Source organism: Sphingomonas sp. J315 (assembly GCF_024666595.1).
Classification (GTDB): domain Bacteria; phylum Pseudomonadota; class Alphaproteobacteria; order Sphingomonadales; family Sphingomonadaceae; genus Sphingomonas.
The window spans coordinates 1,054,088-1,067,181 of sequence record NZ_CP088296.1; the positions used below are offsets into that span (position 1 = coordinate 1,054,088).

Consider the following 13,094-nt stretch of genomic DNA (forward strand, 5'->3'; position numbering starts at 1 on the left):
GGCGCGATGATCGACACTTCTACCGGCCCCGTCGCCGCCGAAATCACCGCCCGCCTCACCACCCAGCTCGCCCCGTCGCAGCTCGACGTGATCAACGACAGCGCCAAGCATCGCGGCCATATGGGCGACGACGGCAGCGGCGAATCGCACTTCACCGTGGTGATCGAAAGCGACGCCTTTGCCGGCAAGTCGCGGCTCGACCGCCAGCGCCTCGTCAACCGCGCGCTCGGCGACCTGATGATCGAGCGGGTCCACGCCATGGCGATCAAGGCGACCGCGCCGGGCGAGTAAAGCCACCCGTTCGGGTGGATGGCACATTCCCGCCCGCGCCCCTATCTGTGTTCCGACCCAATTCGGAGACGCGGCGTGACCGACGACCTGTTCATCCATACCATCCACCCCACCACCCATGATCTGGGCGGGTTCAAGGTGCACCGCACGCTGCCGTCGCGCCCGCGCACGATGGTGGGCCCCTTCATCTTCTTCGACCAGATGGGGCCGGCGCACCTCGAGGTCGGCACGGGCATCGACGTGCGCCCGCATCCGCATATCAACCTCGCCACCGTCACCTATCTGTTCGCCGGGGCAATCGACCATCGCGACAGCCTGGGCACCTACGCGACGATCGAGCCCGGGGCGGTCAATCTGATGACCGCGGGCAACGGCATCGTCCATTCGGAGCGCTCCCCCGCCAGTGAGCGCGCCGCGGGCCCCGAACTGTCGGGCATCCAGACCTGGCTCGCCCTGCCCGAGCGGCTCGAGGAGATGGACCCGGCGTTCGAGCATGTCGCCAAGGCGGATCTGCCGGTGCTCGACGACGGCGGGGTAAAGGCGCGGATCATCATGGGCTCGCTCTGGGGCCAGACCGCGCCGACCACGACCTATGCCGGGACCATCTATGCCGACATCGTGCTCGACCAAGGGGCATGCATCCCGGTCTATGCCGAGGCCGAGGAGCGCGCCGTCTATCTGGCGATGGGGCAGGCGCGACTGGATGGCGTCGAACTGGAGCCGCAGACTCTGTACGTGCTGCGCCCGGGGATCTCGGCACGGCTGAGTTCGGTCGAGGGCGGGCGGGTGATGCTGTGTGGTGGCGACGCGTTCAGCACACCGCGCCATGTCTGGTGGAACTTCGTCTCGTCCGACCGCGACCGGATCAACCAGGCCAAGGAAGACTGGAAAGCCGGGCTGTTCCCCAAGGTGCCGGGCGACGACAAGGAATTCATCCCGATCCCCGAAGTGCCCAAGACGGTCAGCTATCCCTGAAGGCTTGCCAGCCCGGCCACGCACCCATACCCTGATTTCGAAAAAATCGAGGGAGAGGGTCATGGCCGGGTTTGAGCTTCAGCACATCGCATTGCCCACCGGGGTCGAACTCGACGTCGCCACCGCCGGCGACCCCGCGGCGCCCGCGATCATCCTGCTCCACGGCTTTCCCGAATCGCACCGCACCTGGCGGCACGTAATCCCCGAACTGGCGAAGACCCATTTCGTCATCGCCCCCGACCAGCGCGGCTTTGCGCGCTCGTCTCGGCCCGAGGGGGTCGAGAATTACACGCCGGACAAGCCGGTTGCCGACCTGCTCGCGCTCGCCACCCATTTCGGCAAGGACCAGTTCGTGCTGGTCGGCCATGACTGGGGCGGGGCGATTGCGTGGATGGCCGCGCTCCAGCATCCCGGCCGGGTCGAGCGGCTGGTGATCATCAACGCCCCCCATCCCTTTGTCTTTCAGAAGTCGCTCTACGATGACATGGGCCAGCGCGCGGCGAGCCAGTATATCCGTGCCTTCCGCGATCCGGCGCTGGAGGCCGCGATCGAAACCAAGGGTGTCGCCTGGTTCTTCGACACGACCTTCGCCAAGCATGGCGATCCCGCCTTGCTTGCCGAAGAGCGCGACACCTATCTCGACCAATGGGGCCAGCCGGGCGCGATCGGGTCGATGTTCAACTGGTACCGCGCCAGCGCGGTGGTCGTCCCGGCGATGGACGAGACCCCCCCGAGCGCCCCGCCTTCCTCGACGGGCCGTTTCCGCCGCTGCGGATGCCGGTGCTGGTGATCTGGGGCATGCGCGACACCGCGTTGCTCCCGGTGCAGCTCGAGGGGCTCGACGCGCTGATCCCCGACCTGACGCTGGTCGAAGTCGATGCCGGGCATTTCGTGCCCTGGGAAAAGCCGCAGCCGGTGACCGATGCGATCGGAAGTGGCTGGAGGACTAATCCGCCGGGACCAGAGGTCGCCAGTCACCGGTAAGCGGCGCCTCCCGCTCTGCAACGAAAGGTGCGCCCGGCCCGCTGGTCGCGATTCGCGCCCGTTCCGCCTTCGCGATGCGCAGCCGGTCCTTCCAATGGGGGTGTGACCGCGCCTGGAACGCGCCCGACATGGCTTTCGCCGTGCGATGCATGCGGAACCGGACCGCCAGATCCGCCGGATACCCCGCGCGCGCCAGCAGATGAACGGCAAGGATGTCCGCCTGTAATTCGGTCTGGCGAAACAGGTTGGCGTTGCGACCGAACCCCGACAGCAACCCGAATTCGGCCCCCGCCGCCTTGAGCCGATCGCGATGGCGAAGGACGTTGTGCGCCAGTTCGTGCGCGATCACGACCGGCACAAGGTCGGCATCGAACCTGTCATAATAGCCCGAACTGATCCGCACCATCTCGCCATTGGCGCTTGCCTCGAGCGCAGGCGTGATCGCCAGCTCATACCGCGTCCGGCACGCGGGGACTGGCGTGAGGGTCAGCGCCAGATGCGATCCTGCGCGAAGAAGCTCCACGTGCATCGGCGCGGCAGCCGGGAGCCGTGCGATCTGCGTCCACAGATTGACCAGCCGATCGGTCGATGCGGGACCATCGCCCTGCGGCTCGACCGCGATACCGCCGATCGACAGGATCGTGTCATCGGCGCGCACCCCGGCGCGGTCGGCCGGGCTGCCAGGAACGACGCCCTCCACCGCGACCGGACCCGCGAACCTGAAATGCGCGCGCACCGCCGCACGTTGCGGCCGCGCATATTGATCCAGCGTATGGATCTGGATGCCGTGACCCGGCTCCAGTCGATCGCATAGCGCCGCATTCGCCGTGCTGAGCCGGAAGCCGTCGATCGCCAACCGCAGGTCTGCCGCGCGAATCGCCTCCAGCGTCTGTGGGTCGAGCGACTGGGCGCTGGCCGGACCCGCCAGCAGCGCGCCCAGCCACATCGCAATCGTCAGGACAGTGAAACGCATCCGGTCGAACATCGTGCGCGGTCTATGCCGCGTTGGCGTTGCGCCGGGAAGCCAGTCTGGCCTAAGGGGCGGCAGACAGGTATATTTTAATGCTGCGGCGGCTTCTTTCTTCTTTCATGCCCCAACGGGCGCAGGTTGCGCCGGATGGGTCGATCCCTCCGGGGCAGCGCGTCTATGCGATCGGCGATATTCACGGGCGGCTCGACCTGCTCGATGACCTGCTCGCGCGAATCGAGCAGGACCGGCTTGCGCGCGGCCCGGCAGAGACGACGATCATTTTTCTGGGCGATCTGGTCGACCGCGGTCCCGATTCTGCACAGGTGGTGGAACGACTCAGGCAATTTCGTCCCGGCGACGCGACCGTCCGCTTCCTGCTCGGTAATCACGAGGAGGTGTTCCTGAAGGCGCTGGCGGGCGAAAAGAATGCGCTGCCCTTCTTCATCCGAATCGGAGGCAAATCCACCGTCCTGAGCTACGACATTACCGAAGCCGAATATCTCGAAGCGGATTACGTGGCATTGCAGGAGCTGCTCCAGGCGCGCGTCCCACGCGAGCATGTCGATTTTCTGTCCAGTTTCGAAGATCTTATCGTGATCGGGGACTATGCGTTCGCCCATGCTGGCGTCGATCCGACCAGCCCGTTTGCCGACCAGAAGTCCGCCACGCTCCGGTGGATTCGCGACGAGTTTATCAATCATCGCGGGTCGCTTGAAAAGATCGTCGTGCATGGACACACTATCAGCGATTCCGTCGAGGAACGATCGCATCGGATCGGCATCGACACAGGGGCCTATGCCTCGGGTCGCCTTACCGCGCTGGGACTTGAGGGTTCGACCCGCTGGTATCTTGAGACCAGTTGACGCCGCCATAAAAATTTAACACTCTTCGCTCAGGAGGCGGCGTGCTGTCTCTTGTCACGAACATTTAGCCGCAATCGGCGGATTTCGTGGGAACAGAGTAGCATAGTAGATGTTCAGGGAGCACTGGGCGGCGCTCTTTTGGTTGTTTGCGGGTTGAGATCGACGCGCGAATCTGCCATAGCCCCCAGGCAACTAAGGTTGTTTGATAAGAGGGAGCAGAAATAATGCGGTTCGCAAAGTTGATGATGGCCGTGGCGGCCTGTTCGCTTGCAACGACTCCGGCGCTCGCTTCGTCGGCATCGGCAAAGCTGTCCGTCTCGAAGGCCGCTGCTGCGCGGACTGCGACGCCGGCGGGTGAAGCCAACGAGCAGGCGGGTTTTCCCTTCCTGATCGTGTTCGTGGTGATTGCAGTCGGCCTCGGCATCTATGCCGCGACCAGCGGTGACGATACGCCCGACAGCACGTAATTCGGTCTGCCGATGGCAATTAGAATGGCGGCCCCGGTGGCCGCCATTTTTTTGTTCGAACGATTCGCACCGGCCTACGGCGGGATCACCACCTATTCGCGAATCTCGCAGAGATCGACCACCGGGTGATCCGGCGCGGTTCCTGCCGAAACTAATCAGCGGAGGATGTCCCGAATCGGGATCAAACCGCCCATGTCGGGCAGGGCAGCAGCACGCCCACGCATTCCGGACACGGCCGCAGCGCCGACCAGAACCTCGTCCTAAGTGCTGAAGCTCCCGACGCGCCTAGCCAATGAGCGTGCGTGCAAACTCACGGACGGCCGGGCCAATGTCGTCGCGCTTGAGCGCGAGCGCGAAATTGGCCTGAGCGTATCCGGCCTTGTCGCCGCAATCATAGCGCATCCCCTGGAATGTCACCCCCGTGGAACGGCTGGTCGCCGATCATCCGCGCCATGGCGTCGGTCAGCTGGATCTCGCCACCTGCGCCGGCCTCCTGCGTCTCCAGAACCCGCATCACTTCAGGCTGAAGAATATATCGTCCAATCACCGCGAGATTCTGACGGCGCGGTACCGGGCTTCGGCTTTTCCACGAGACCGCGCACCTGAGTCAGCACGCCGTCGCGTTCGCCCGGGGTGATGACGCCATATTTGTCGGTCTGCGAGTCGGGCACTTCCTGCGCGCAAATGAGGTTACCCCCACTTTATTATAGGCCGCGACCATCTGCTTGAGGCAGCCCGGCTGGCCCACCATAAAATCGTCGGCGAGCAGCACGGCGAACGGCTCATCGCCGACGATGTCGCGCGCGCACCAGACCGCGTGACCCAGGCCCATTGGCTCCTGCTGGCGCACATAGGCAATCGCGCCGGGCTTGAGCCGCGTCGGCTCAAGAACGTCCAGCGACTTGCCGCGCGACGCCATGGTCGCCTCAAGCTCATAAGCGATATCGAAATGATCCTCGATCGCGCTCTTGCCGCGACCGGTGACAAAGATCATCTGCTCGATTCCCGCCTCGATCGCCTCGTCCACCGCATATTGGATCAGCGGGCGATCGACGACCGGAAGCATTTCCTTGGGCATTGCCTTGGTCGCGGGCAGAAAGCGCGTTCCAAGCCCCCCAACCGGGAAAACGGCCTTGCGAAGCGGTTTGAACGTCATTCCGGTGTCTCCTGGCAGCGCGCATAGCTGAAGTGGGACATAGAACAAGGGGCGGAATTAGGTTAGGGGCGCGGCAAGCCAAAAGGGAAATCCTGCGCAATGAATGACCTGACCCAACGCCGCGTTCTTGTCACCGGGTCGGCGGGGTTTGTCGGATTTCACACTGCGAGCTTGCTTCTTCAGTCCGGAGCCAAGGTGCTCGGGATCGACAATTTTACACCCTATTACGATGTCTCGCTCAAGGAGCGGCGCAACGCGATCCTCGCCAACCACCCCAATTTCGAGCTGGCCCGCATCTCGATCGAGGACGCACCGGCACTTGAGCAGGCGTGGCGCGATTTCGCGCCGGACGCGTTGATCCACCTCGCGGCTCAGGCCGGTGTCCGCTACAGCATCGAGCAGCCGGCGGGGTATGTCGGCACCAATATTCTTGGCACGTTCAACTTGTTCGAACTGGCGCGGCACAATCCGGTCCGCCACTTTCTCGCCGCGTCGACCAGCTCGGTCTATGGCTCGAATACCGCGATGCCGTTCGACGAGCTGCAACGCACCCAAACACCGATTAGCCTCTACGCGGCGACCAAGGGCGCGACCGAACTGATCGGTCACAGCTATGCCCATTTGTTCGGCATCCCGATGACCTTCTTCCGCTTCTTCACGGTCTATGGACCTTGGGGTCGGCCCGACATGGCGCTGTTCAAATTCGCCGATGCGATGCTGCGCGACGCCCCGATCGACGTATTCAACAATGGCGAGATGAAGCGTGATTTCACCTATATCGACGATCTGGTGCGTTCGATTGTCGATTTGCTCACCGTGGTGCCCGGCAAGGAGCCTGTAATGCATGACAGCCTGTCCCCTGTCGCGCCCTTTCGGGTCGTCAATATCGGCGGCGGCAAGTCGACCTCGCTGACAGAGTATATCGCCGCTCTCGAAGCAGCGATGGGCAAGGCCGCGCGCAAGAATTTCCTGCCGATACAGGCAGGCGATGTTCCCGCGACCGAGGCCTCGCCCGAATTGTTGCGCGCCCTGATTGGCCGCGTGCCGGAGACTACGGTGCGTGCGGGCGTCGCTGCGTTCGTGCGCTGGTATCTGGATGAGATGGCAGGATCCGCGTCGTAACTGCCTAAAGATGTATCGGCCCGTTAACGTCGTTCCGCTAAGGACCCGTTCATGAGGAATCCAGCAAAGATTTTGACGATTTTCGGCACCCGACCGGAGGCGATCAAGCTGTTCCCCGTCGTTCATGCGATGCAGCGCGTATCGGGCCTGGACGTCCGAACCTGTGTCACGGCACAGCACCGTTCGCTGCTCGATCAGGTTCTGGCGATCGCCGGAATTACCCCCGATATCGACCTCAACGTCATGGAACCGGGGCAGACGCTCGATCGCCTCACCGCCCGGCTGCTGACCGGGCTCGGGGAGGTCATGGATGCCGAACGCCCCGACCGCGTCGTCGTTCAGGGCGATACCGCGACGGCGATGGCCGGCGCGCTGGCCGCCTATTTTCGCAAGATACCGGTCAGCCATGTCGAGGCGGGCCTGCGTTCGGGCGACATCTGGCAGCCCTGGCCGGAAGAGGTGAACCGTCGCATCGTCGCGACCATGGCGGACCAGCATTTCGCACCGACCCAGACCGCTGCGGATGCGCTGCTGCGTGAAAATGTGGATCCCGCCAGCGTCTTCGTCACCGGAAATACGGTGATCGATGCGCTGTTGGCGACCCGTGAGCGCATCGCAGCGCACCCTGACCTCGCGACTGCGCTCGACCCCATTCGCGAACGGCTCTCAGGCAAGCACGTCGTCCTGGTCACAACGCACCGCCGCGAGAATTTCGGAGACGGGATGGAGTCGATCGCGCGGGCAATATCGCGCATCGCCGAACGCCCCGACGTGGTGGTGCTGTTTCCGATGCATCCCAATCCCAATGTGGTCGCGGTGATGGATCGGGTGATCGGCGGTCGGCCGAACATATTGCGGATCGACCCACTCGACTATCCCAACTTCATCCGTGCGCTGGAGCTGTGCCATCTCGTTCTGACCGACTCGGGCGGCGTGCAGGAGGAAGCACCTGCATTCGGAAAGCCGGTGCTGGTCATGCGCGAGACGACCGAGCGCCCCGAAGGCGTTTCGGCGTGGACCGCCAAGCTGGTCGGCACCGACACCGACCGGATCGTTTCCGAAATCTCAACCCTGTTGGACGACAAGGACGCGTATCAGGCAATGGCGCGCGCGCACAATCCGTTCGGCGACGGCCATGCCTCGGCAAGAATTGCGAAGGTCGTCGCGCATGGATTCGGATACTCAGCTTAAAGTTGCCGTCCTCGGTCTGGGCTATATCGGCCTCCCGACCGCCGCAGTGATCGCGCGGACGGGCGCGATGGTGCTGGGCATCGATGTATCCCAGCGCGTCGTCGACACCGTCAATTCCGGCCGCGTCCATATCGAGGAGGTCGACCTCGACGGCCTTGTCTCCGGCGTTATCGCACGGGGGACGTTGCGCGCATCGATCCAGATCGAACCCGCCGATGTCTTCGTGATCGCGGTTCCGACCCCGTTCGCGGAGAATCACGCGCCCGATATCGGCTACGTCCTGAAAGCGGCCACCACGGTCGCGACGGTGGTGAAGCCGGGCGATACGGTTATCCTCGAATCGACATCCCCGGTCGGCACGACCGAGAAGGTCGCCGAATTGCTCAGCCAGCTCCGCCCCGACCTAAAAATTCCAGGACATTGCAGCGGCACTTCCGACATCGCGATCGCCTATTGCCCCGAGCGTGTTTTGCCGGGCCGGATTCTGGTCGAACTGATCGATAATGATCGTGTCATCGGCGGCGTCACGCCCCGTTGCGCCCGCAAGGCACTTCAATTCTATCGCCGCTTCGTACGGGGCGCGTGCGTCACCACCAGCGCGCGCGGGCAGAAATGACCAAGCTGACCGAGAATGCATTTCGCGACGTGAACATCGCCTTTGCAAACGAACTCTCGATCGTCGCCGACGGGATGGGGATCGATGTGTGGGAGGTGATTCGCCTCGCCAATCGCCATCCGCGGGTCAACATCCTCTCGCCCGGTCCCGGAGTCGGCGGCCATTGCATCGCCGTCGACCCCTGGTTTCTGGTCGCCGCAGACCCACAGAATACACCGCTCATTCGCACGGCACGCGAGGTAAATGACGGCAAGGTCGCCTTTACGGTCGCGCGCGCCGAAACGCTGATCGCGCAACTCTCCGACGCCCCCATCGCGTGCCTCGGCCTGGCGTTCAAGGCGAACATCGACGATTTCCGCGAAAGCCCGGCGCTGCATGTCGCGGAAGCGATCGCAGCGCGTCACGGGTCGCGCGTGCGGATCGTCGAGCCTTACGCCTCGCGACTCCCCGCCGCGCTCGCCGAAAGCGGCGCGAAGCTTACCGACATCGATACCGCGCTTGAAACCTGTCCGATTCTAATCGTGCTGGTCGATCACGACGTCTTCAAGTCGATCCCCCTCGAAGAGCGGGCCAACAAGCTCGTGTATGACACGCGCGGGATCTGGCCGGATCAGCCGTCGGCCGACAAGAGCTTTCGATTGCGCTCTGTCCGAGCAGGCTAAGTACGTCGGCTTCCGCGTGAGCGACGTAACCCATGCTGAAACGCTTTGATCGTGGCGAGCACCCCGTCCGCCAGTTGCTTGCGGCAAATCAGCAGGTCGGGGAGTTCACGCGCAGGACGGTTGTAAACGATCGGGGTGCCGTCAATCCGCGAGACGTGGAGACCCGCCGCCAGCGCCACCGCCGCCGGGGCACAGTTATCCCATTGATATTGTCCGCCCGAATGGAGATAGATTTCCGCCTCACCCATCACGACTGCCATCGCCTTCGCTCCTGCCGAGCCCATCGGGATCAACGACGCTCCCAACATATCGGCGACTGCACCGCATAGGCGGCTCGGCCGCGTGCGACTCACGAGCATCCGCGGAACTCCGCTCGCCGGACGCAAGGCCGGAGGCGCATCGGTCGCGAGCGTCACGCCCCGACGGGGCAACGCGACCGCGCCGACCGCCGCCACGCCATCAATCGCCAGACCGATATGGACCGCCCAATCGTCCCGCCCTTCGGCAAACTCACGCGTCCCATCGAGCGGGTCGACGATCCAGACGCGCGGCGCACCAAGCCTCAATGGATCGTCCGCCGATTCTTCCGAAAGGATCGGATCATCGGGTCGCTTGGAAAGCAGCATGTCATGGATCAGACGGTTGGCGTCGCGATCCCCTCGTGCGCCATCGGCCCCATCGTCCTGAATTTTCAGCAGCAGCGCCGCCGCCGCGTCTGCGACAGAGCGGGCGAGTGATGCGTCATCCATAGACGTCGGCGTCTGGATATCGATCACGGATCAGTATTTTCGGATTTCGCGCCGTTTCGCCTCCGAGTGGCCCGACATCCGGCGCTTTTTCCAGTAGCGCCGTCGGCGTGCCATGATCGCCCAACCCGCGACCAACGCGACCCCGATCGCGATCAGAGCATAAGCTATAAATTCCCGGCCTTCCACTTCGACCAACACCGACACTCCATGAACTCGTACCGTGGCCAATCACAGCACTGGAGCCCAGATACCGACGACCTGTTCGATGATCAATTCGGCGGCTGCCTCCGGTGTCACAATCTGTGTATCGATTCGAATCTCCGGATTGATCGGCGGCTCATACGGGCTTGAAATACCGGTGAAATTCGCAATTTCCCCGGCCCGCGCTTTTTTATAGAGTCCTTTCACGTCGCGGCGTTCGGCATCCTCCAGCGGCGTATCGACAAAGATTTCCAGAAACTCGCCCTCAGGCAGCATCCGCCGCACCAGCTCCCGCTCGGCGCGGAACGGCGAGATGAAGGCGGTGAGGACGATCAGCCCCGCGTCGCACATCAGCTTCGCGACCTCGCCCACGCGGCGGATATTCTCGATCCGGTCGGCATCGCTGAAGCCCAGATCCTTGTTGAGCCCGTGGCGGACATTGTCGCCGTCGAGCAGGAAGCTGTGCTTGCCCATCGCGTGCAGCTTCTTTTCGACCAGATTGGCGATGGTCGATTTGCCCGATCCCGACAGGCCGGTGAACCACAACAGGCGCGGGTGCTGCCCCTTTTGCGCGGCATGCGCTTCGCGGGTGATCTCCAGCGCCTGCCAATGGACATTCTGCGCCCGGCGCAGCGAGAAGTTGAGCATCCCCGCCGCCACGGTCGCATTGGTCAGCTTGTCGATCAGGATGAAGCCGCCAAGGTCGTGGCTTTCGGCATAGGGTTCGAACACGATCCCGCGGTCGGTATAGACCTCCGCGACGCCGATATCGTTGAGGCTCAGCGTCTTCGCGCTCAACTCGGCCATGGTGTTGACGCAGATCACGTGGCGCGGCGGCTGGACCGTTGCGCTGACCGTCTGGGTGCCGAGCTTGAGCCAATAGGCGCGGCCGGGGAGCAGTTCTTCCTGATCCAGCCACACGATCGTCGCCTGGAACTGGTCGGCAACCTCGGGCGGGGCATCGGCCGCGACGATCACGTCGCCGCGCGAGCAATCGACCTCGTCCGCCAGTGTCAGCGTCACGGACTGGTCGCGCCCCGCCTCCGTCAGGTCACCGTCATAGGTGACGATCCGCGCCACGGTGCTGGTGCGGCCCGAGGGGAGAATTCGCACCGCGTCGCCCGGCTTGATCGATCCGCTGGCAATCGTGCCGGCGAACCCGCGGAAATCGAGATTGGGGCGGTTGACCCACTGCACCGGCATGCGGAACAGGCGCGCCTCGCCCTCCCCGCCGACCGGCACGGTTTCGAGATGCTCGATCAGCGCGGGGCCGCCGTACCAGGGCGTATTGCCGCTGGGGCCGGTGATGTTGTCGCCCTTAAACCCCGAAATCGGGATCGCGGTGAAGTCGGTAATCCCGATGCTGTCGGCAAAGACGCGATAGTCGGCGACGATGCCGTCGAAAATCGCCTGATCGTATCCGACCAGATCCATCTTGTTCACCGCCAGCACGATGTGACGGATGCCGATCAGATGCGCGAGGAAGCTGTGCCGCCGCGTCTGCGTGAGCACGCCCTTGCGCGCGTCGATCAGGATGACGGCTAGGTCGGCGGTCGACGCGCCGGTGACCATGTTGCGCGTGTACTGCTCATGCCCCGGCGTATCGGCGACGATGAACTTGCGCTTCTCGGTTGCGAAGAAGCGATAGGCGACGTCGATCGTGATCCCCTGCTCGCGCTCGGCGGCGAGGCCATCGACGAGGAGGGCGAAGTCGATCTCCTGCCCTTGCGTTCCCACCCGCTTGCTGTCGGCCTCAAGCGCGGCGAGCTGATCCTCGAAGATCATCTTCGAATCATAGAGCAGCCGCCCGATCAGCGTCGATTTGCCGTCGTCCACCGAGCCACAGGTGATGAAGCGCAACAGCGATTTCGACTGGTGCTGTTCGAGATAGGCGGAAATGTCGGACGCGATCAGCGCGTCGGGGCGGTAGCTGGAGGACATCAGAAATAGCCCTCCTGCTTCTTCTTCTCCATCGACGCCGCCTGATCGTGATCGATCGCCCGCCCCTGTCGCTCGCTGGTTGTCGTCAGCAGCATCTCTTGGATCACATCGTCGAGCGTCGCGGCCTCGCTCTCGACCGCGCCGGTCAGCGGATAGCAGCCGAGCGTGCGGAAGCGGATCGAGCGCATCACCGGTTTCTCACCATCGAGCGGGAAACGGTTGTCATCGACCATCAGCGTGAGCCCCCCGCGAACTACGGTCGGGCGCAGCGCGGCGAAATAGAGCGGGACGATCTCGATCCCCTCGGCGCGGATATATTGCCAGATATCCAGCTCGGTCCAGTTGGACAGCGGGAAGACGCGGATGCTTTCGCCCTTGGCCTTCTTCGCATTGTACAGCCGCCAGAGTTCGGGCCGCTGCGCCTTGGGGTCCCAGCGGTGGCTGGCCGAGCGGAAGCTGAACACGCGCTCCTTGGCGCGGCTCTTTTCCTCGTCGCGCCGCGCGCCGCCGAACGCCGCGTCGAAGCCATATTTGTCGAGCGCCTGCTTCAGCCCCTCGGTCTTCCACATGTCGGTGTGGAGGCCGCCATGGTCGAACGGGTTGATCCCGCGCGCCACCGCCTCGGGATTGTGATGGACCAGCAGCTCCATTCCGGCATCGCGCGCCGCCTTGTCGCGCAGATCGTACATCGCGCGGAATTTCCAGGTCGTGTCGACATGGAGCAGCGGGAACGGCGGCGGCGCGGGGAAGAACGCCTTCTTGGCCAGGTGCAGCATTACCGCGCTGTCCTTGCCCACCGAATAGAGCATCACCGGCCGTTCGGCTTCGGCCACCACTTCGCGCAGGATGTAAATGCTCTCGGCCTCAAGCCGGGCGAGATGTGTGAGGGATTCCATAGGCGGCCAT

General features: G+C 63.8%; 11 protein-coding genes and 3 pseudogenes. 8 read left to right on the forward strand and 6 right to left on the reverse strand.

Annotated elements, in window-relative coordinates; translation table 11 throughout:
• Positions 1 to 6: 6 nt before the first annotated feature.
• The 3 genes and pseudogenes from LRS08_RS05545 (at position 7) to LRS08_RS05555 (ending at position 2,250) form a co-directional block, all read left to right on the forward strand.
• Positions 7 to 291 carry a BolA family transcriptional regulator gene (locus LRS08_RS05545; protein ID WP_257844583.1) on the forward strand — a complete coding sequence of 95 codons (285 nt, stop codon included), beginning with the start codon at positions 7 to 9 and terminating at the stop codon, positions 289 to 291.
• A 75-nt stretch (positions 292 to 366) separates the two neighbouring features.
• Positions 367 to 1,266, forward strand: coding sequence for a pirin family protein (locus LRS08_RS05550; protein WP_257844582.1), 900 nt, complete (start codon positions 367 to 369; stop codon positions 1,264 to 1,266).
• A 61-nt stretch (positions 1,267 to 1,327) separates the two neighbouring features.
• A pseudogene (locus tag LRS08_RS05555) lies at positions 1,328 to 2,250 on the forward strand (alpha/beta fold hydrolase).
• On the opposite strand, the gene LRS08_RS05560 reads toward LRS08_RS05555, so the two are convergent.
• A complete protein-coding gene (locus LRS08_RS05560) occupies positions 2,213 to 3,223 on the reverse strand; it encodes a M48 family metallopeptidase (RefSeq protein ID WP_257844580.1) in 1,011 nt (336 codons plus the stop codon). The pseudogene LRS08_RS05555 and the gene LRS08_RS05560 sit on opposite strands and share 38 nt — an antisense overlap.
• Positions 3,224 to 3,339: 116 nt before the next feature.
• On the opposite strand from LRS08_RS05560, the gene LRS08_RS05565 reads away from it, so the two are divergent.
• Positions 3,340 to 4,083: a metallophosphoesterase gene (locus tag LRS08_RS05565; RefSeq protein ID WP_257844579.1), complete on the forward strand. Its 744-nt coding sequence runs from the start codon at positions 3,340 to 3,342 to the stop codon at positions 4,081 to 4,083.
• A gap of 224 nt (positions 4,084 to 4,307) precedes the next feature.
• Complete coding sequence (locus LRS08_RS05570; protein WP_257844578.1) at positions 4,308 to 4,550, forward strand: hypothetical protein; 243 nt, start codon at positions 4,308 to 4,310, stop codon at positions 4,548 to 4,550.
• A 285-nt stretch (positions 4,551 to 4,835) separates the two neighbouring features.
• On the opposite strand, the pseudogene galU reads toward LRS08_RS05570, so the two are convergent.
• A pseudogene (gene galU / locus LRS08_RS05575) lies at positions 4,836 to 5,706 on the reverse strand (UTP--glucose-1-phosphate uridylyltransferase GalU).
• A 99-nt stretch (positions 5,707 to 5,805) separates the two neighbouring features.
• Between galU and LRS08_RS05580 the strand changes: the two are divergent.
• The 3 genes and pseudogenes from LRS08_RS05580 to wecC all read left to right on the forward strand — a co-directional run bounded on the left by LRS08_RS05580 (position 5,806) and on the right by wecC (position 9,297).
• Positions 5,806 to 6,828: an NAD-dependent epimerase/dehydratase family protein gene (locus LRS08_RS05580; protein WP_257844577.1), complete on the forward strand. Its 1,023-nt coding sequence runs from the start codon at positions 5,806 to 5,808 to the stop codon at positions 6,826 to 6,828.
• Positions 6,829 to 6,879: 51 nt separating this feature from the next.
• Entirely contained in the window at positions 6,880 to 8,019 is a 1,140-nt protein-coding gene (wecB, locus tag LRS08_RS05585; RefSeq protein ID WP_257844576.1) for a non-hydrolyzing UDP-N-acetylglucosamine 2-epimerase, read from the forward strand.
• Positions 7,997 to 9,297: pseudogene (wecC, locus tag LRS08_RS05590) on the forward strand (UDP-N-acetyl-D-mannosamine dehydrogenase). Before wecB ends, wecC begins: the two are co-directional and overlap by 23 nt.
• Here the strand turns inward: wecC and LRS08_RS05595 are convergent.
• The 4 genes from LRS08_RS05595 to cysD are packed head-to-tail and all read right to left on the reverse strand — an operon-like array spanning position 9,294 to position 13,084.
• Positions 9,294 to 10,046: a 3'(2'),5'-bisphosphate nucleotidase CysQ gene (locus tag LRS08_RS05595; protein WP_257844574.1), complete on the reverse strand. Its 753-nt coding sequence runs from the start codon at positions 10,044 to 10,046 to the stop codon at positions 9,294 to 9,296. The pseudogene wecC and the gene LRS08_RS05595 overlap by 4 nt on opposite strands.
• Before the next feature lie 30 nt (positions 10,047 to 10,076).
• Positions 10,077 to 10,244 carry an LPXTG cell wall anchor domain-containing protein gene (locus LRS08_RS05600; RefSeq protein WP_260481420.1) on the reverse strand — a complete coding sequence of 56 codons (168 nt, stop codon included), beginning with the start codon at positions 10,242 to 10,244 and terminating at the stop codon, positions 10,077 to 10,079.
• A gap of 30 nt (positions 10,245 to 10,274) precedes the next feature.
• Positions 10,275 to 12,188: a sulfate adenylyltransferase subunit CysN gene (gene cysN, locus LRS08_RS05605; RefSeq protein ID WP_260481421.1), complete on the reverse strand. Its 1,914-nt coding sequence runs from the start codon at positions 12,186 to 12,188 to the stop codon at positions 10,275 to 10,277.
• Positions 12,188 to 13,084 (reverse strand): sulfate adenylyltransferase subunit CysD, encoded by an 897-nt coding sequence (cysD, locus tag LRS08_RS05610; protein ID WP_257844573.1) that lies wholly within the window; start codon positions 13,082 to 13,084, stop codon positions 12,188 to 12,190. The genes cysN and cysD overlap by 1 nt, the downstream gene beginning before the upstream one ends.
• Positions 13,085 to 13,094 lie beyond the last annotated feature (10 nt).

What these genes read in the sequence shown, in the direction of transcription:
- LRS08_RS05560 (WP_257844580.1), bottom strand. Translation starts at nt 3,223, where the DNA reads ATGCGTTTCACTGTCCTGACGATTGCGATGTGGCTGGGCGCGCTGCTG.
- LRS08_RS05570 (WP_257844578.1), top strand. Translation starts at nt 4,308, where the DNA reads ATGCGGTTCGCAAAGTTGATGATGGCCGTGGCGGCCTGTTCGCTTGCA.
- LRS08_RS05545 (WP_257844583.1), top strand. Translation starts at nt 7, where the DNA reads ATGATCGACACTTCTACCGGCCCCGTCGCCGCCGAAATCACCGCCCGC.
- LRS08_RS05595 (WP_257844574.1), bottom strand. Translation starts at nt 10,046, where the DNA reads ATGGATGACGCATCACTCGCCCGCTCTGTCGCAGACGCGGCGGCGGCG.
- LRS08_RS05580 (WP_257844577.1), top strand. Translation starts at nt 5,806, where the DNA reads ATGAATGACCTGACCCAACGCCGCGTTCTTGTCACCGGGTCGGCGGGG.
- cysD (WP_257844573.1), bottom strand. Translation starts at nt 13,084, where the DNA reads ATGGAATCCCTCACACATCTCGCCCGGCTTGAGGCCGAGAGCATTTAC.
- cysN (WP_260481421.1), bottom strand. Translation starts at nt 12,188, where the DNA reads ATGTCCTCCAGCTACCGCCCCGACGCGCTGATCGCGTCCGACATTTCC.
- wecB (WP_257844576.1), top strand. Translation starts at nt 6,880, where the DNA reads ATGAGGAATCCAGCAAAGATTTTGACGATTTTCGGCACCCGACCGGAG.
- LRS08_RS05565 (WP_257844579.1), top strand. Translation starts at nt 3,340, where the DNA reads ATGCCCCAACGGGCGCAGGTTGCGCCGGATGGGTCGATCCCTCCGGGG.